The organism is Haloarchaeobius ordinarius, assembly GCF_051801355.1.
Classification (GTDB): domain Archaea; phylum Halobacteriota; class Halobacteria; order Halobacteriales; family Natrialbaceae; genus Haloarchaeobius.
In genome coordinates, this window is the sequence record NZ_CP196560.1 from 2,966,692 (window position 1) to 2,984,611 (window position 17,920).

Here is a 17,920-nt window from a genome sequence, read left to right on the forward strand (position 1 = left end):
GTATCGTCGTCGTCCCAGTTCCCCTGCGAGTCGGCAGTACGACTGTCGCGGCCGCTCCGTCGCTCGCGGGGCTGTTCCAGGGTCGATTGCGACTAGGCCAGCATCCGATATAATATAGACTATCAGACACTTACGGCGCGGGAGTAACCGGGTCCTCAGTCACGCCCCCGTCACGCCCAGCCAGTGGCTCGAACCGTTCACCCGAGAGCTGCCGCAGGCAGGATGGGAATCGATTCTTTCAAAACCCAAACCGCCGTTGTACGGACGATGACCATCCCGACGTTCGTAATCGGCATCGCGGGCGGAACGGGGGCAGGCAAGACGACTGTCGCCCGCGAAGTCGCCGACACGGTAGGCGAGGCCGTGACACGAATCCCACTCGACAACTACTATCAGGACAACACCCACCTCGAGATGGACGAACGGGAGGACCTCAACTACGACCACCCCGACGCCTTCGAGTGGCAACTGCTCATCGACCAGCTCGACTCCCTGCTCATGGGTCAACCTATCGAGATGCCGCAGTACGACTTCACCGTCCACAACCGCAAGGACGAGACGGTCACGGTGGAACCGTCCGACGTCATCGTCGTCGAGGGCATCTTCGCGCTCTACCACGAGGCCATCATCGAGATGTGTGACCTGCGCGTGTACGTCGAGACCGACGCCGACGTTCGCATCCTCCGGCGCATCCGCCGCGACGTCATCGAGCGCGAGCGCGAACTCGCCGGCGTCATCGACCAGTACCTCTCGACGGTCAAGCCCATGCACGAGCAGTTCGTCGCACCGACGAAGAAGGACGCAGACGTCATCATCCCCGAGGGTGCGAACCAGATGGCCGTCGACCTCCTGACCGAGAAGGTCGAAGCCGAGACTGACGAGGCCGCGCCAGACCCCAAAGAACGTCGCTCGTGGGCGCGCGAGGTCCACGACGACCGGACCACGGTCGAACCGTCCGACTCACCGGTCGAGGGGACGGATTCTTCCTCGCCGCGCTGACGGGAGAAACAGGCAATTTTTATCTGCGTGGGGGGGCGTACAATGTTCACATGAGCACTGGAACCGAGGCCGACGCCGCAGAACTCCGGCGTCCCGAGGAGGTCGACGACGGCTTCCTCTCCCGCAACGCGTGGCTCAAGCCCTTCGCCGTCGTCGAAGTCCTGTTCTTGTTGATGATACTCGCCCTCGACATCGCGAACGACATCTTCCCCTGGATGCGTGGCGGCTTCAGTCAGGCCATCTTCGGGATGATTCTGTCCCTGTTCGTGCTGGCACTCGCCGCCGCGGTCGTCGTTCTGGTCATCAGCGCCTACCGGTACCTCACCGAGCAGTAACGCCACACCACCGCCCTGCTTCTACGACGCGACTGGCTTCGAGTGTCACCCGAGTCCCGCGAGCAGGTCACCGACCGCGTACGCGACCGACGCGGCCACCATCCCGACGACGAGCATCTCCGTCCCGTTGACGTACCACGACCTGTCGGTGACGAGACTGCGACTCGCACCCACGGCGAAGAACGCGATGGCCGTCACGACGATGGAGAGTTCGAACAGCGGCCGCGATTCGAAGATGTACGGCAACAGCGGCGTCCACCCGGCGAGGACGAACGCGACGAACGTCGTCAGGGCGGTTCGCCCGGGTGTCTTCCCGTCCTCGACGGGTTCTTTCCCGGTCGCCTCGACGTAGTCTATCTCCGACCGACGGCTCAGGAAGTTGCTCATCCCCATCGAGAACCCGTCCGCAAAGAGGTTCGCCGCCCCGAGGATGAGCACGATGCCGGGGTCCAGTGCGGCCCCCGCGACGCCAGAGACGACCGCGAACGTCGTCACGATGCCGTCGTTCGCCCCGTAGATGACCTCCGCGATGTACCGGCCGGATTCCGTGACGTCGTCTCCGAGCAATTCACGTAACATCGTAACCCGGTACTCGTGCGAGCGAAAAGAAAGGCCTCCTTGCAACAACCTATCACACTTCGGGACGTCTCTCTGGGTATGCAGTCAATCCTCGTGCCGATAGACGGCTCCCCACTGGGTGAGCGAGCCCTCGAGTACGCTCTCGACCTGTATCCCGACGCCACAATCACGGTCCTCCACGTGGTCGACCCGGTCGAAGCCGTCTACGTGGCCGAGACGAAGGGGCCGACCGAGAGCCGGTCCTACGTCCAACTCGCCAGGGAACACGGACAGGAACTCTGTGAGACTGCCCGCGAGACAGCCGCCGACCGCGGCATCGAGGTGACAGTCGCTCTCGAGACGGGGAATCCCGCCCGGGAGATACTCGCGTACGTCGAAGCTACCGACGTCGATGCCGTCGTCATGGGGAGCCACGGCCGGTCCGGTATCTCACGTGTCTTCCTCGGCAGCGTCGCAGAGACGGTACTTCGGCGGTCGCCCGTCCCCGTCACGGTCGTTCGCTGAGCGGGCCGACCGACGCCGACGGCAGGTCACTCTGCGGCCGGTGCCTCGTCCACGAGGACGACAGCTTCGCCGGTGATGACCAGGTCGTCGTCCGTATCGAACACGTCCGTCCGAAGCCGGTACCGGTCCTCGCCGACGCGGTCGATGACCTCACACACGGCAGTGACGCGGTCGCCGAGCTGGACTGGCGCCCGGAAACTCAGGTTCTGATTCAGGTAGATGACCAGCCCTGGCAGGCGAGCGAGCGCGGCACTGATGACGCTCGACGCGAGTGCACCGTGGACGATTCGCCTGCGAAACCGCGTCTTCGCAGCGTACTCGTCGTCCAGATGCAGCGGGTTCGTATCGCCGCTCAACGCCGCGAACTCCTCGACCTCCGACGCCGTTATCGTCTGAGAGAATCGAACGACGTCGCCCACGCTCAACCCCTCGTCTTCCCTGTCCTCGTAGCTGGTCGACCAGTCCTCGCCCCTCTCGACGACCGCCTCGTACTGGAACCGCGGCAGGTAGTACGACAGCTCGACTACGGAGAGGACGCCGACGAGGGCGCCTCCTTCGGTGACTATCAGCTGGTCGATGTCCTCCTTGCGGAGCAGGTCCGCGGCGTGTTCGACCGACCGGGATGCTGCGACCGTCACGACCGGTGACGACATGAACGACTCGGCGGTCCGGTTCTTCAGGTCTTCCCCAGACGCGACCAGCGCCACCACGTCGCTCTTCGTGACGATACCGACCGGGTCACCCTCGCGAGTCACCACGAGCGACCCGACGTCCGCGTCCCGGAGCCGCTCGGCACAGGCACGGACGGTCGCGGTCGTCGAGATAGACTCGATGGTCTGTCGCATCACGTCCCTGACGAGGGTCTTGATTCGCATACCGGGATGTACTCTCGGTGAGGTGGTAATTCCATCGAATCGATTGGTCTTCGTCGTGCGCGGGACACTTGAACCCCTTACGACCAATGGCCAAGACACATTACCAATGGCGACAAAACCCCGTGTAGAGGCAGCCCGGCGACTCACCACATCCTGTCAGGACCCGTGCTGCTGGACAGTTCGTCCCGACTGTCCATCGAAACTGGTGAGCCGTACCGGTGCTGCCTCGTCACCCATCACACGTTCGATTTTTCGGCAGAAATCGGGCCCAGCGGTCACGTGTGGAACGACGAGTCACTCCGTTATCTGGACTCGGTTCTGGTTGTACGTCGTCGTCTTGCGGACCGCAGATACCTCGTACGTGCTCTCGAACGGCTCCGGTGAGACGCCCGAGGGAACGGACCCTCGTGCGATTCCGCCCGCCACGAACCCGGAGAACCGCTCTTCGTCCTTGTAGATGTAGACCGGAACGCCGGGTTCGACCGGCCGCTCGAGCGGGACGACCGTCCGTCCGGGACCCTCCATGTCCGAGAGTTTGAGACGTGACCCGCCTTCGATTCGATTCCCCGACGCTATCTCGATTCGGCAGAAGCGCCGGTCGTCGGTCAGGGACGCAGAGAGGACGGGTGCGTCCTCCTTCGCATCGGCGAGCCAGGGCGGGTCGGTGACCGAGCCGTCGCCGACCGAATCCACCGTGTACTCGCTCGCGAACCGGCGTGTGTCGCCACTATCCGGCGGCCGCACCTGGTAGGTCGCCTCCGCGCTCCGTATCACGCCGTCTTCGGTGACCTCTAGCTGGGCGGCGTCGAGTCCGACCAGCGGGCCGTCGAAGTGCCCCGGAGAGACTGCCCCGTCTTCGAACCCGGTCGCTTCGATTCGCCACACGCCAGGCGACCGCTGCACCAGTTCGGGCGTTCCCCACGAGAACACGTCGAGGAGCCCCCGTATCTCGACCGCCCAGGTCACGGTGGCGATGTCGAACCCTTCGCCGTCCTCGCCGTAGGTCACCCGGTCGCCCAGGTCCTCGCGCCAGAACGCCTCCGACCCGTCGCGGAAGATGGTCACGTCGCCGCCACCGCCCCGCCTCGTCCACCGACCGACGGCCGACCCGGTATCGACCTCGTACTCCTTCTGCCACATGATCTCCGTGTCGGTGACGTCGAGTTTCGTCCAGCTCGCCCGGAAACTCGTCTGGAGCAACGTCCGGACGTGACTGGTGAACAGTACCGATGTCGCCCCGTCCTCGGAGAGTCCCATCGGGTAGGACGGTTCGACTGGTTCGGCTGTCGTCTCGGAAGTGGTCCCAGCAGTCGCCGTCTCCATCCGGGTCCCCGTCGCCGTCGCCGTGGCACTCCTCGAACCAGGTGTGTCAGTCCTCGTCGCCGTTGCGCCACCCTGGTCGAGGCGGAGACACCCCGAGATGGAAAAGAGTGCCCCACCGAGGAGTGACAGCGCCCGTCTGCGTCTCATATACGCCGCCCAACAGGTTGGACCGTATTAAATCATCCCGCCGACAGCAACGGCTTTAGCGTGCGAAAATGACGCGAGAAGTAAGCCGGTGGAGGGATTTGAACCACGGTACTTCGCTCCCTGATTCAAACCCCTCGCAGGGCTCTTCAGTCTCACTTCGTTCGACAGAAAGAGCCGGTGGAGGGATTTGAACCCTCGACCTATTCCTTACGAAGGAATCGCTCTAGCCAGTCTGAGCTACACCGGCGCGGGCGTACACTCGTCCGGCGCCATCCTCCGGCGCTCGAACGCATCTTCACGTAAACCGATGATACCAATAAGGGTTGCGAATCGACTCGACTATCACCGCCGCGTCAGGCGAACGTCCAGACAGACGTTGTACTCGTGGGGGGCGTACGACCGGACGGTCTGGCGGGACTCGACGGTCACCTCGTACTCGGGTTCCGCGGCGGCGCGGATGGCGCGTTCACCCGGCCCGAAGCGGTCGTCCTCGTGTTGGATGTCGTAGTAGTGGAGGACGCAGTCGTCCCCGGCGAGGGCGACCGCCGTATCCACGAACTCGTTCGCGCTGTGGGGCAGGTTCATCAGGACCCGGTCGGCCCAGCCCTCGTAGTCCACGGCGACGTCCCGAACGTCGCCCTGGATGGTGGTCACCTGGTCGGCAACCCCGTTTCGCTCGGCGTTCTCGCGAAGGTACTCGACGGCGCGTTCGTTCAGGTCGACGGCGACGACCTCGGCACCGCGCTTTGCGGCCGGGATGGCGAACGGGCCGACGCCCGCGAACATGTCGAAGACGTGTTCTCCGGCCTGGACCTGTTCGATGACGCGGTGGCGTTCGGTCGCCAGTCGGGGCGAGAAGTACACCTCGGCGATGTCCAGCGCGAACCCGCACCCGTACTCGCGGTGGACCGTCTCCGTGTCCTCGCCGACGAGTACGTCCCAGTCCCGCACTCGCAGTTCGCCCTTGATTTCAGACGCACGGTTCACGACAGTCGTGACCGGCAGGTCCGACGCGACGATGGCCTCGGCGATCTCCATCGCGCGTTCGGGGTCCGCCTCGTCGACGATGGCGATGTCGCCCAGGCGTTCGTGGCTCGGCTCGAACCCGAGGATGTCCGCCGGTGTCGTCGGTGTTCGACGAGCCGAGGCGTCGTGCTCGACCACCTCGTACCCCGCCGGTACTGCCGCCCGGTCCGTCACCGGGATGTACACCCAGCCGTCCGCTGCAGATATCTCGTACTCGTCCGAGAGGAGGCCCGCCTCGGCGAGGGTCTGGCGCGTCTCCTCGCCCGCCGACCGCTCCACTCGCACACAGGGGACGTTCATACCGTGTGCGAACCGTGCAGGCGTCCTAACGCTGACGCTTCGACGCGACCGGGTCGATAGCCGACGCTCGACCCGACTCGAAACGTTATAGCCGCTCATGGCGCTACGGACGGTATGCTCACGTTCATCGGCCTCGGCCTCTACGACGAACGCTCCATCACGGTCGAAGGGGCGGACGCCCTCCAGGCCGCCGACCGGGCCTACGCGGAGTTCTACACCAGCAAACTCATCGGTGCGGACGTCGCCGACCTCGAAGCCTACCACGACATCGACATCGAGGTCCGCGACCGGCAGGGCGTCGAACAGCACCCGGAAGACATCCTCGAAGCCGCGGAATCGAAGGATGTCGCCTTCCTGACCGCCGGCGACACGATGATATCGACGACCCACGTCGACCTCCGCCTGCGCGCCCAGGACCGCGGTATCGACACCCGAATCATCCACGGGACGACCGCCCAGACCGCGACCAGCTCGCTCACCGGCCTGCAGAACTATCGCTTCGGGAAAGCGACGACGCTCCCCTTCGAGTACGCCCACGGCGGCGACGACGTGCCCGAGAGCGTCCGGAAGACAATCGACACGAACCGAGAACAGGGCCTGCACACCGTGGTCTACCTCGACATCAAGGTCGGCCGAGGCCCCGACGGCGACGACCCGGCCCACGAGGAGTACATGACCGCGGACTACGCCGCGAACCTCCTCGCGCAGTACTACCCCGACACGCTCGGCGTGGTCGTCGCCCGCGCCGGCAGTCCAGACCCTCTCGTCGCCGCGGACCGCCTCTCCGCGCTCGCCGACCGCGAGTTCGGCGACCCGCTCCACCTCCTCGTCGTCCCCGGCGACTTGCACCTCATCGAAGCCGACGCGCTGCGTGACCTCGCAGGTGCACCCGAAGAACTGCTCGACGTGTAATCCCGACTCTCGTTCTACGCTGTTCAGTTCGACGTCGCCCCACAGAGCTGTCGCTGTGCGGTGTGGCGTCCGAAAGAAAGCGAAGTCAGGGACCGGACGAGGTCCGGTTAGTTAGCAGTTAGTTCTGGCGGCGGACCGCGAGCAGCGCAGCAGCGACGAGCGCGACGAGCGCGACGCCGATGCCGAAGCCGGGCTGGCCACCGTCGTCACCGGGCTCTTCCGTCCCTGGCTGTTCGGTGGTCGTCTCCCCGCCGGCCGCCGTCGTCGTCTCTCCGCCGGCCGCCGTCGTGGTTGCTGCCGTGGTGGTCGCTGCCGTGGTGGTCGCGGCTGTGGTGGTCGCCGCCGTCGTGCCACCTTCCGTCACTTCGATCTCTGCCGTCTGGTTCATGTCACCGACGTAGACACCGTGCGTGTAGGTGCCAGGTTCGACGTCGGCAGTGATGCTGAACTCGACGGACTGCGTCGCGCCTGCCGCGACGGTGACTTCTTCCGAGGCGACCGTGTCACCGTCGAAGCGGAATTCGACGGTCTCAGTGCCTTCCGCCTGGCCGGTGTTCGAGATCTCGGCCGTGACGGTGACGGTCTCGCCCTGTGCGACCGACGCCGGTGCGTCGAGCGAGGCGATTTCGAGGGTGGCAGCGCCACCGACCTGACCGTCGGCACTGTCGAGCTGCGTGCCACCGCTACGGGCGGAGACAGTGAAGTTCGTGCCTGCGGGCACGTCACTGAAGTTGAGGTTCAGGTTCCACTTCCCGTTCGGACCGACAGTCGCCGAACCCGTCTTCAGGAACGGTTCGTCGGGGTCCGCACTGTTGACACGGATGTTGACCGTGGAACCGGACGCCAGCGTGCTCGTGCCGGAGATGGTCTGGTTCGCGGCGGAAGCCACGCTTACCTCATCGTTCTCGTTCGTGTCGAGCGTGACCTCACGATTCTCGAACTCGAACTGGGCTTCCACCGTCTCGTCGGAATCGGTCAGGTTACCGCCGGCGAGGACGGTCAGGTTCGCGTTGAACTCGTCACCGGCGTTAACGTCGACGGAACTGCCGGAGCGAGTCGCCTGAAGTCCGTCCGTGGGTGTGAGCAGGTAGTAGGTGTCGTTGACCGGGTCGGCGATGACCGCAGTGTTGCTCGTTCCCAGGTTCAGGGCCTTCGGCTGACGGTTCTGCGACGGGTTGGTCTGCATTACCTTCAGCGAGAGGTTCCCGTTGTTAGCCAGAGTAAAGAAGTCATCAGTGGTGTTGTCACCGTCGACGACTTCGAGTGCGCCTTCCAGGCCCGATGCGTCGAGCTCGTGGATGACTACGTCACCCTTCGCGATGGTGGTATCCTTGGTGACTGCACCATCTTCGACTGCGGAGAGGACGTCAGAGACCGAGGAAGCACTCGTTCCCTGCGGTGCAGTCCAGACGGTGAGGTTGTTGGTACTGCGGTCACGGATGCTGAGCGTACCGACGTCCTGCGAATCAGCGGTATAGCTGGTGCCAGCTGCGACCGTGATGTCGTAATCGCCCGTGTCGATGATCGAAGGCAGATTGTCCTGTTCGGGGCTGGAGACAGTGTCGTCACCCGCGGCACTGAACGTCGCGCCGGGGTTGTATCCACCCATCGTGTAGGTATTGACTCTGAGCATTACGGTGCCGTCGCCGTCCTCGTCGGTGACGGTGACGTTCGCTTCGTAACCGGACTCGTCGCTACCGATGTGGACGACGCCCGTCGACGTCCCCGTGAGAGAGATGTTGATCGAGGCGACGTCACCGAGTTGCTCGGTAGTGATTCCCTGCGAAAGCGAAAGTTGGCCTTCGGCGGCTTCTTCGACGGTGATGGTCTCGGTCGTAGCGGACTTGCCGGTCTGAACGTCCGTGACCTCAACAGTGTAGTTGCCGGCGTCCTGCGTGCCGAAGTCGAAGGTTGTCTCACCAGACCCGTCCAGCTTTTTGGTTTGGGTCTCCACTTCGTCGTCGTTAGCGTCCATGAGGACCGCCTGGACGTTTGCACCACCACGGTTCTCACTGACGGAGACCGTCAGCGCATCGTCGGTCGTGATGCTGGTGTCATCTGCCGACGCTTCGAGCGTGAGCTCACGGAGCGTGAAGGTCGTCGTCGGCGTTCCGCTTTCGTAGGTCCTGAACCCGTACGTCGCAGAGAGGTTGCGGTTCGCCGTGTTGAAGACGTACACGGAACTGTTGGCCCCGGTGGAGCCGTTGAAGATGACATCGTTACCCCGGAGGACGTCGAGTCCCTCATCGGTGTTGTTCGCGATGAAGGCCAGTTTTCCACCGGCGTAGACGCTCTGGCCCGAGTTACCAGCCTTGACCGTATAGCTAGTGACCGTCGGCTCGATGTCGCCCAGGGTGTGGGTTCCACTCGAGTAATCCACGGCGTCGAGTGTCACGACCAGGTCGTCCGTCGGGTCGACACTCTGGCTACTCGAAGTCAGTACCAATTTGCCAGACGTCCCGTCATCGCCACCGACGGAGTAGTCGCCGGTAACGTCGTTTCCGTTCTTCGTGACGGTCACGTTCGACATGGTGATACTACTGTTCGATGCTTCTGAAAGCGAAATTTCGATAGTGGACGTGCCACTATCGTCGTACTCGACAGCACTCTGTACCGTTGGTGCCAGTGTCGAGTCTTCTGCAGTAGCGCTGCCGGAGAACGCGATGACGCCCGCGAAGACGGACGTGACCATCAGCGCCGCCAGCAGAATGCTGCGTGCCTTGTCTGTAGTTCCTGTCATAGTTGGAATCGTGTGTTCGTTTCAGCGGCGACACCACCTTTCCCGCCGGGTGGTGTGGAAGGCCCGGCAGTTCTCGGTGTCGTCACCATGGGTAGGGGTACATCCAAAACCGTCTGCCCATTTGTATAAATGCTTTGTGGTGTTCAATTGATGATATGACAATGGGGAGCATTAGTAATCATGCACCCAGACCAGACTTTTGAGCCATCTAGTGACCGATTAGGGCAAGACATCAACAATATAACTACTATAGGATAATTTACTTTTCGTGCGGGCGCGGACGTGACTATCACTGATTTGTCATGCGAAATTCGATAACAGCCTCCTGTCCTCGACTGCGAACGAGAACAACACGAAGCCAAACACGGCAGTACTTACGAAAAACAGCGTCGCCACTCCGTGGGAAGTAGCATCCGAAAGAAAGCGAAGTCAGGAACCGGACGAGGTCCGGTCAGTTAGCGTTTAGTTCTGGCGGCGGACTGCGAGCAGTGCCGCTGCGACGAGTGCGACGAGTGCAACACCGATGCCGAAGCCGGGCTGCCCACCGTCGTCAGGCTCCTCGGTCGGCTCGTCGGTCGCGGTCGCCGTGGCGGTTGCCGTGGCGGTTGCCGTCGCGGTCGGGGTTGCCGTCGCGGTCGGCGTCGCGGTTGCCGTGGCGGTTGCCGTCGCGGTCGCCGTCGTTGCCGGTGCGGTGACCTCGATCTCCGCGGTGGAGTTCATGTCACCGACGTACACGCCGTGCGTGTAGGTGCCGGGTTCGACGTCAGCTGCGACGCTGAACTCGACGGACTCCGTTGCACCAGCGGCGACGGTAACCTCTTCGGAGGAGACCGTGTCACCGTCGAAGCGGAATTCGACGGTCGCCGTGCCTTCTGCTGCGCCGGAGTTCGAGATCTCGGCCGTGACGGTGACGGTCTCGCCCTGCTCGACCGAGCTCGGCGCGTCGAGGGACGCGATGCTCAGGGAAGCAGCGCCAGCGACCTGGCCGTCGGCGGAGTCGAGCTGGGAGCCGTCGTTACGGACGGCCACAGTGAAGTTCGTGCCGGAGGGCACGTCACTGAAGTCCATCTCCAGGCTCCAGGTACCGTTGGCGTCAACGGTCGCGGAGCCCGTCTTCAGGAACGGCTCGTCGGCGTCTGCGCTGTTGACACGGACGTTGACCGTGGAACCGGCGGCGAGCGTGCTCGTGCCGGAGATGGTCTGGTTCGTGTCAGCGGAGACGACGACCTCGTCGTCTGCGTTCGTGTCGAGGGTAACCTCACGGTCATCAACCTCGAAGTTCGCTTTGACCGTCTCGTCGGAGTCGGTCAGGTTACCGCCTGCGAGGGCGGTGAAGTTAGCCTCGTACTTGTCGCCAACGGCCACATTGCTGAGAGCGCTGGTCGACGTGACAAGGTAGTACGTGTTGTTGTCCGCGTCGGCGATGACGGTCGTGTTGTCAGTGCCGAGCGTGATAATCTTCGGCTGCTTGTTCTGTGCCGGGTTCGTCTGCATCACGGTCAGCGACGCGTTGTCGCCAGCAGTGAGGTTGAAGAACTTGGCAGAGACGTTGTCGCCAGCGGTGATGTCGACAGCACCCTCGATACCCGATGCGTCGAGTTCGTGGATGACGACGTCACCCTTCGCGATGGTGGAGTCCTGAGTGACCGTGCCGTCCTCAACTGCGGAGAGGACATCAGAAGCCGAGGAGACACTGGTGTCTTTCGGTGCGGTCCAGACGTTCAGGTTGTTCGTGCTACGCTCACGGATGCTGAGGGTACCGACGTCCTGCGAGTCAGCAGTGTAGTCGGTGCCAGTTGCAACAGTGATGTCGTAGTCGCCAGTGTCGATGAGCGAAGCGAGCTGCGTCTCGTTGTCGGGAGCGTCCGCGGTCGTCGGGACGTCGATCGAGTCATCGCCAGCGACACTGAACGTGTCACTGCCGGTGTATCCGCCCATCGTGAAGGTGTTCACGAGGAGTGTGACGGAGCCGTCGCCGTCCTCGTCGGTGACGGTGACGTTGGCTTCGTAGCCAGCGTCCTCGCTACCGATGTGGACGACACCCGTCGACGTACCCGTCATCGAGATGTCGATGGAGGCGACGTCGCCGAGCTGCTCGGTGGTGATGCCCTTGTCGAGCGAGAGTTCGCCCTCAGCGGCTTCCGTGACGACGACGGTGTCGGTCGTAACGGATTTGCCGGTCTGGACGTCGGTCACTTCAACGGTGTAGTTGTCGACGTCCTGAGAACCGAAGTCGAAGGCGGCCTCACCGGAGCCGTCGAGGTTCGTCGTCTGAGTAGCGACTTCCTCGTCGTTGGAGTCCATGAGGACAGCCTGAACAAGCGCACCACCGCGGTTCTCACTGACGGAGACCGTCAGCGAGTCGTCGGTCGTGATGCTGGTGTCGTCAGCGGATGCGTCGAGCGTGAGCTCGCGCAGACCGAAGTTAGTCGTGTTGTCGCCGGAACCACCGTAGGTCTTGATGCCGTAACTTGCGGAGACGTTACGACCCTTCGTGTTGAACACGTAGATGTTGCTGTTCTCGCCAGCGGAACCGTTGAAGATAACGGAGCCGCCCTTGAGAACGTCAAGACCTTCGTTCGTTTCGTTCGTGACGAAGGCGAGCTTGCCACCCTCGTAGAAGTTCTTGCCGGACGTACCCGCCTGGAGCGTGTAACTCGTGATGGTCACGGCGACCTCACCGATGACTGCAGAGTTACTGCCAGACGAGACGTTACCGATCTCGACAGTAAGCGTGTCGGTCGGATTAACGTCGAAGTCCGCGGCAGTTTCCTTCAGGATAATCTGGCCATTGGTAGCACCGTCAGAGGTGACGGAGTAGTTGGCCGTGACGTTGTTCCCGTTCTTGAAAACGGAAATATTGGTCGTGTTGTCTACACCATTATCGAGTGTTTCGGTCAATGCGACTTCGATGGTCGAATCGCCCGAACCATCGTTGTACTCAACCGCGGTGTTTACCGCGGGAGCGGCCGCAGCAGCACTACCGGAGAACGCGATGACGCCCGCGAAGACGGACGTGACCATCAGCGCCGCCAGCAGAATGCTGCGTGCCTTGTCTTTGTTTCCTGTCATAGGTTGTAATATGGGTTCGTTTCGGCGGCGACACCACCTTTCGCGCCTGATGCCTGTGGGGGGCGACCAGGTGTACTCGGTACTGTCACCATGGGTAGGGGTACGTCACGTTAATTAGAGCATTACTATAAATGCTTTCTGGCCTAGGGGCTACGTGTGATTCGTTCTCATACCCTGTCAGACGCGGTCTACACCGGGTATACAATATTTGCCGGGTGCCCCGATGGGGCGAAACAGTACTTAAACCAAATTCCTGTGTTTGGATGGTCTTAACCAGAGCAAACCATTGGAAATACCCGATTAACGGCCGATTGAGTCGATTCCGAGTTAGTCGTCCCGTTCGAGCAGTTCGACCTCGTGGCCGTCGTTGGTCTTGGTGAACGCGTACATGTTATCACAGCTCTCGGGGTCGCGGTAGTCCTCGGCGTCGCGGGTCAGCAGGTCCGCCCAGGTGTCGTCGAGGTCGTCCACGCGGACCGCGACGTGGCCCCACGAGTCGCCCAGATTGTACGAGCGACCGTCGTAGTTGTAGGTGAGTTCCATCGACATGGCCTCCTCGGGGGCGTCTTCGGGTTTCATGAAGTAGAGCGCGAACGAGTCCATCTCGGCGCGGCGGACGAGGTCGTACTCGAGTTTCCGCGCCCACCAGCCGATGGCGGCGTCTGCGTCCTCGACGCGAATCATCGTGTGGTCGAGGCTCCACTTCGCGCCGTGGTCGCGTTCGACGATTTCGACCTCGTGGCCGTCGGGGTCTCTAACGAAGGCGTAGGACCCGCCACAGGAGTCGGGGTCGCGGTAGTCCTCGACGCCCTGTGCCAGCAGTTCGTCGTAGGCGTCGTAGACGTCTTCGACCCGCACCGCGATGTGGCCCCACGCGTCGCCCATCTCGTAGGACCGGTCGTCGTGGTTGTAGGTGAGTTCGAGCATCGCGCCGGCGTCGTGCATGTCCTCGGGGCCGAGGTAGACGTTGGTGAAGGTGTCTGCCTCCCAGCGACCCTTCTCCTCGTAGTCGAGGTGTGTCTGGTACCACTCGAGCGAGGCTTCCAGGTCTTCGACGCGCAGCATCGTGTGGTCGAGCGTTGCGGACATGGCCGGCGATATGGCGAGCGGCCTGATAGGGATACCGGAACGGGAACTCTGGTCAGTGACGGCCAGGCCTCTTTCGCGTGCGCGAAGAAGTATACTATTGCTCGCTGTGGACGAGCGGCCAGTACAATCTCCAGGCGACGACGAGCGCGAGGACACCGGCCACCGGAACGGCGGTCTGGCTGGGACGAGCCAGAAACCCCAGGGCGAGCCGGAAGCTCGTGAGGCCCGCGAGTGCGAGGAGGCCACCGGTCAACCGCGGGTCCTCGTGCCCCGTCGTCGCTGCGATAACTGCCGTCACGAGGGCGGCAACGAGCGAGAGTGTGGCCAGCGGCCAGGCCTGCAAGAACGGGGGGAGACTGGCGAACCCGCCGGTGAAACGGAACAGGTAGTCGAAGATGGGAGTGACGTGGAGCGAGTCGGGGTCGACCAGCGCCCAGGGGAACACCATCGTGTATTCACCGTTGGCGAGCACGACGGTCCAGGGGAACAGCCCGACCAGCACGACGACGGCGAGCCGACGCCGCGGGGAGTCACTCACTTGCGGAGGATGAGCTTCAGGACGTCTTCGTCCTGCAGGACGTGGTCTTCGCCGACCTGCTGGCCGTCGTGTTTGGCGCTCGGACCGCGGATGCGAGCGAACCGGAAGCGGTTCTCGATGTCGCCGCCGAGCTTTGGCAGCGACTCGCCGATCGTCGACCCTTCGGGGACGACGAGAGGTTCCTCCCAGTCGACGCCGCGACCGGGTTTGTCCATGTACACACGGATGAGCCCCAGGTTGTTCCAGATGCGCTCTTTCAGAACGTCGAGGCCCTTCTCTTCGGCGGCAGAGATGAACGTCGCCTTCTCGGGGCTGATGTCACGTTTTCGGAGTTCCTCGTCGACGTGTTCCTTGTAGCTCGGGTCGATGAGGTCGGCTTTGTTGACGGCGACGATAGAGGGCGTGTACACACGGTTGTCCATGATGCCGTCGATGAGTCGGTCGATGTCGAGTTCCTCGCCGAGGTTGATGTCGGCGTTGACGTACCCGTGTTCGCGCAGGACCTGCTTGATGGTGTCGTCGTCCATCGGCTGGTCGACCGTCGAGGTGACCTTGATGCCGTCTTTTATCTTCTTGCGAATGGTCACCCTGGGTGGAGTCTGGTCGATGCGGACCTTGTTCTTGTACAGTTCTTCCCGGAGGCGGTCGTACTGTTCTATCTCGAACACCGAGAGGACGAACACGAGGAGGTCGGCACTGCGGACGACCGAGAGCACTTCTTTCCCCCCACCACGCCCGTCGGCTGCACCCTCGATGAGCCCTGGCACGTCCAGCAACTGGATGTTCGCACCGTTGATGTCGACCATCCCGGGGTTCACGGTGAGGGTAGTGAACTCGTACTCGCCGGTCTCGGACTCGGCGTTCGTCATCGCGTTGATGAGCGTGGACTTCCCGACGCTCGGGAAGCCGACGAGGGCGACCGAGGCGTCGCCGTGCTTCTCGACGGCGTATCCGTGACCGCCGCCACCGCCCGACTGTTGTTTTTCGAGCTTCTCTTTCTTCTGTGCGAGCTTCGACTTCAGCCGGCCGATGTGGGCCTCCGTCGACTTGTTGTAGGGCGTGTTGGATATCTCCTCTTCGATCGCCTCGATCTCCTCTTTCAGCCCCATTTGGTCCTAGGTCCGCCGTCGGTACCGAAAAACCTGTCCACTCGCGCCGTGGTGAATCGGTTCACCCGTGCCGTGGTGGACGTGCCCACGACCCCACCAGTGGGTACTTCGGTGCATTAATATCTAACGGCCGTGACGGCCGAAACGAGGAATGCCAGACCCGTCGCAACTCCGAGATAGCACGCAGATCGTGTTACCCGACGACGCACTGACCGGAGTGCGACAGGACCTCGACGAGGAGTTCGTGCTCACGATACTGGAAGAAGGTGAGTACTATCGCCTCGTCGGAAGTCCCGTCGAGATAAAGCGGGCGAGCAAGTTCCTCGCCCGCCACGGCATCTCGATGCCCTGAATCCGGTCACCCCCGCCCCGCCTTTTCAGTGCCCCGTCGTTCCCGGTCGGGCCATCGTGTGTGGTTTTCCGACCGCGGTTCTCGTCTCACTCCCCGCGAAGCGTGGCCAGTGCATCGAGTGTCCCGTCGGCGTGCGCACCGTCGAGGACGGTGTCTGCCGCCCGTTTCGCCGCGTCGTCAGCGTTCGCCGTGGCGAAGCTCCGGCCGGCCCGCTCGAACGTGGACACGTCGTTCTCGGAGTCTCCGACGGCCACGAAGTCGGCCGGGTCGTACCCGAGTCGCGGTGCGACCTCCTCGAGCAGGCGGCCTTTCGACATGTCGCCCTGTTTGACGTGGAACGCGTAGCCGGTGTCGACGACCTCGACGCCGTGGTCGGTCGCGATCCGCCGGAGCAGTTCCTCGTCGGCGTCCCGGCGGAGTGCCACCTCGGTCTCGCGCCAGCGGTTCACGAGGTCCGAGCGACCCCAGCCGAGGTCGCCGCCAGACTCGGTGAACGCTTCGACTGCGGCCGTCGCGGACTCACCGTCACCGTGGACCAGTACCTCGTCGTCGACGAAGCCGATGCCGCCGTTCTCCGCGATGACGCGCTCTTCGATGCCGATGAACTGACAGAGCGCGACGGGGTACGGGAAGGCCTTTCCGGTGGCGATGACGACCGGCTCGGGCCAGTCGCGAATCGGGTCGAACACGCGCGGGTCGACGCCGTGGTCGGGGCGGGTGAGCGTCCCGTCGATGTCGAGGACGAGCGGGGGAAGGTCGGTCATATGTTTTCTCGGGGCGGGTGAAGTAAATCGGTCACGCTCTCTCCTGACCGGTACTGGAGCCGAGAATCAGTCCGTCCGCAGGTCGTACAGCCGTCGGAAGACGAGCGTCGGGAATCGCGGTTCCAGCCGGCTCGGCGGCCGACCGGCACCCGCGGCGTGCTCGCTGGTCACGCGCTCGGTGATGCCCGCTTCGGCAAGTTCGTAGAGGAACCGTTTGACCGTGGCCGCCGAGAGGTCCACGTCGGGCGAGTCTGCGATGGCTTCCGCCGCCGACCCGACGGATTCAGCCGCGCTCCCGTCGAGGTCGACCAGTTTCCGGAGGACGAGCTGGCGGTTCGCCGGGAGTGTCAGGACGCGACCCAGCGACACCGAGGGGTGGGGGACCGCGTCCATCCCCGCTTCCAGGTCGCGCTCGCGGATGCGGTCGTGCCCAGCCCCGGAAGCGATGTCGGCAGCCCCGAACAGCCCGGCGAGCGCGTCGTGGGCGTCGCCATCGGCCCAGTCGGCGAGTCGACGGACCTGCTCGTGTTCGATGGCCTGTCTGGCCAGCCCGTCGGAGGCCCGGGCGGTCAACACGTCGACGAGCGTGTGTCGCTCGTAGGCTGGAACTTCGATGTGCTCGGGTGGTCGAGCCGACCCCGGGAGGGTCGCCGGGTCGTCCCGGCCGACGGCGACCCACGAGAGCGAGTCCGCGACCGGCTCGAAACAGTCCGTGAGGAGCCCGAGCGAAACCGTGTCCGCCTCGCCGACGTGGTCGACCGTGACGACCGCATCGCGGGTGGGCGACCCGAGGTGGGCGACCAATCGCTCCCGGAGGTCCCCAGCCCCCACGCCCTGCTTGGGGACCGACTCGTCGAGCAACCCATCGAGCACCGCGTGATACAGCCCCAGTTCGTTACTCGCGCGGCGGGCGTCCACGTACACGAAGGCCGGGGCAGCCCCGCTCTGAGCGCGGGTGGTGGTCTGGATGGCCGACCCAGCATGCGTGAGCAGGCGGTCGAGGTGCGAGCAGAGCGCGGTGAGCACCGCCGACTTGCCCGACCCGGCCGGCCCCCAGACGTAGGCGTTGGGGGGCAGTCGCTGGTCGAACACCGGGTCGAGGTAGTCGAGCAACCGTTCGAGCACCGGGCCGCGGCCGGTCGGCTCTTCGACGTGCACGATGGGACTGATCGCGTCGTAGTCGAGGACGATGGCGGCGTCGGTCCCGGTCCGCTGGCGGCGGCGGATGCGTGTCTTCAGGTCCATCTCGAATGCAT

16 protein-coding genes and 1 tRNA gene are annotated in these 17,920 nt (G+C 63.6%); 5 read left to right on the top strand and 12 right to left on the bottom strand.

Annotated features, from left to right (window positions below; translation table 11 throughout):
* Positions 1 to 267: 267 nt before the first annotated feature.
* Positions 268 to 999: a uridine kinase gene (udk, locus tag ACSC1R_RS15595; protein ID WP_439026645.1), complete on the top strand. Its 732-nt coding sequence runs from the start codon at positions 268 to 270 to the stop codon at positions 997 to 999.
* Between the two features lie 50 nt (positions 1,000 to 1,049).
* A complete protein-coding gene (locus ACSC1R_RS15600; RefSeq protein WP_439026646.1) occupies positions 1,050 to 1,334 on the top strand; it encodes a hypothetical protein in 285 nt (94 codons plus the stop codon).
* A gap of 45 nt (positions 1,335 to 1,379) precedes the next feature.
* On the opposite strand, the gene ACSC1R_RS15605 is transcribed toward ACSC1R_RS15600, so the two are convergent.
* Positions 1,380 to 1,913 carry a VIT1/CCC1 transporter family protein gene (locus ACSC1R_RS15605; RefSeq protein WP_439026647.1) on the bottom strand — a complete coding sequence of 178 codons (534 nt, stop codon included), beginning with the start codon at positions 1,911 to 1,913 and terminating at the stop codon, positions 1,380 to 1,382.
* Between the two features lie 78 nt (positions 1,914 to 1,991).
* On the opposite strand from ACSC1R_RS15605, the gene ACSC1R_RS15610 reads away from it, so the two are divergent.
* Positions 1,992 to 2,417: a universal stress protein gene (locus ACSC1R_RS15610; protein WP_439026648.1), complete on the top strand. Its 426-nt coding sequence runs from the start codon at positions 1,992 to 1,994 to the stop codon at positions 2,415 to 2,417.
* Positions 2,418 to 2,443: 26 nt separating this feature from the next.
* On the opposite strand, the gene ACSC1R_RS15615 is transcribed toward ACSC1R_RS15610, so the two are convergent.
* The 4 genes from ACSC1R_RS15615 to ACSC1R_RS15630 all read right to left on the bottom strand — a co-directional run bounded on the left by ACSC1R_RS15615 (position 2,444) and on the right by ACSC1R_RS15630 (position 6,088).
* On the bottom strand, positions 2,444 to 3,292 hold the full coding sequence (locus ACSC1R_RS15615) for a CBS domain-containing protein (protein WP_439026649.1): 849 nt from the start codon (positions 3,290 to 3,292) through the stop codon (positions 2,444 to 2,446).
* Between the two features lie 294 nt (positions 3,293 to 3,586).
* Positions 3,587 to 4,762, bottom strand: coding sequence for a hypothetical protein (locus ACSC1R_RS15620; RefSeq protein WP_439026650.1), 1,176 nt, complete (start codon positions 4,760 to 4,762; stop codon positions 3,587 to 3,589).
* Between the two features lie 172 nt (positions 4,763 to 4,934).
* Positions 4,935 to 5,009, bottom strand: a tRNA-Thr gene (locus ACSC1R_RS15625).
* Between the two features lie 95 nt (positions 5,010 to 5,104).
* Complete coding sequence (locus ACSC1R_RS15630) at positions 5,105 to 6,088, bottom strand: class I SAM-dependent methyltransferase (protein ID WP_439026651.1); 984 nt, start codon at positions 6,086 to 6,088, stop codon at positions 5,105 to 5,107.
* Between the two features lie 114 nt (positions 6,089 to 6,202).
* Here ACSC1R_RS15630 and dph5 point away from each other — a divergent pair, with 114 nt between their 5' ends.
* Positions 6,203 to 7,000 carry a diphthine synthase gene (gene dph5, locus ACSC1R_RS15635; RefSeq protein ID WP_439026652.1) on the top strand — a complete coding sequence of 266 codons (798 nt, stop codon included), beginning with the start codon at positions 6,203 to 6,205 and terminating at the stop codon, positions 6,998 to 7,000.
* Between the two features lie 118 nt (positions 7,001 to 7,118).
* Here the strand turns inward: dph5 and ACSC1R_RS15640 are convergent, their stop codons facing one another.
* The 5 genes from ACSC1R_RS15640 to ACSC1R_RS15660 form a co-directional block, all read right to left on the bottom strand.
* Positions 7,119 to 9,740, bottom strand: a complete 2,622-nt coding sequence (locus ACSC1R_RS15640) for a DUF7827 domain-containing protein (RefSeq protein ID WP_439026653.1) — start codon at positions 9,738 to 9,740, stop codon at positions 7,119 to 7,121.
* A 462-nt stretch (positions 9,741 to 10,202) separates the two neighbouring features.
* Entirely contained in the window at positions 10,203 to 12,812 is a 2,610-nt protein-coding gene (locus tag ACSC1R_RS15645) for a DUF7827 domain-containing protein (RefSeq protein ID WP_439026654.1), read from the bottom strand.
* A 327-nt stretch (positions 12,813 to 13,139) separates the two neighbouring features.
* Positions 13,140 to 13,901 (bottom strand): VOC family protein, encoded by a 762-nt coding sequence (locus ACSC1R_RS15650; protein WP_439026655.1) that lies wholly within the window; start codon positions 13,899 to 13,901, stop codon positions 13,140 to 13,142.
* Between the two features lie 94 nt (positions 13,902 to 13,995).
* A complete protein-coding gene (locus tag ACSC1R_RS15655; RefSeq protein WP_439026656.1) occupies positions 13,996 to 14,439 on the bottom strand; it encodes a TIGR04206 family protein in 444 nt (147 codons plus the stop codon).
* The gene (locus ACSC1R_RS15660) at positions 14,436 to 15,548 is read right to left on the bottom strand and encodes an OBG GTPase family GTP-binding protein (protein ID WP_439026657.1); all 1,113 of its coding nucleotides are present in this window, start codon (positions 15,546 to 15,548) and stop codon (positions 14,436 to 14,438) included. The genes ACSC1R_RS15655 and ACSC1R_RS15660 overlap by 4 nt, the downstream gene beginning before the upstream one ends.
* A 151-nt stretch (positions 15,549 to 15,699) precedes the next feature.
* On the opposite strand from ACSC1R_RS15660, the gene ACSC1R_RS15665 reads away from it, so the two are divergent.
* Complete coding sequence (locus ACSC1R_RS15665; RefSeq protein WP_439026658.1) at positions 15,700 to 15,900, top strand: VNG_1110C family protein; 201 nt, start codon at positions 15,700 to 15,702, stop codon at positions 15,898 to 15,900.
* 86 nt (positions 15,901 to 15,986) lie between these two features.
* Here ACSC1R_RS15665 and ACSC1R_RS15670 read toward each other — a convergent pair whose 3' ends face one another.
* Together ACSC1R_RS15670 and ACSC1R_RS15675 are read right to left on the bottom strand one after the other, a co-directional pair.
* Positions 15,987 to 16,664: an HAD hydrolase family protein gene (locus ACSC1R_RS15670; RefSeq protein ID WP_439026659.1), complete on the bottom strand. Its 678-nt coding sequence runs from the start codon at positions 16,662 to 16,664 to the stop codon at positions 15,987 to 15,989.
* A gap of 66 nt (positions 16,665 to 16,730) precedes the next feature.
* The gene (locus tag ACSC1R_RS15675) at positions 16,731 to 17,909 is read right to left on the bottom strand and encodes a Cdc6/Cdc18 family protein (RefSeq protein ID WP_439026660.1); all 1,179 of its coding nucleotides are present in this window, start codon (positions 17,907 to 17,909) and stop codon (positions 16,731 to 16,733) included.
* Positions 17,910 to 17,920: the final 11 nt, after the last annotated feature.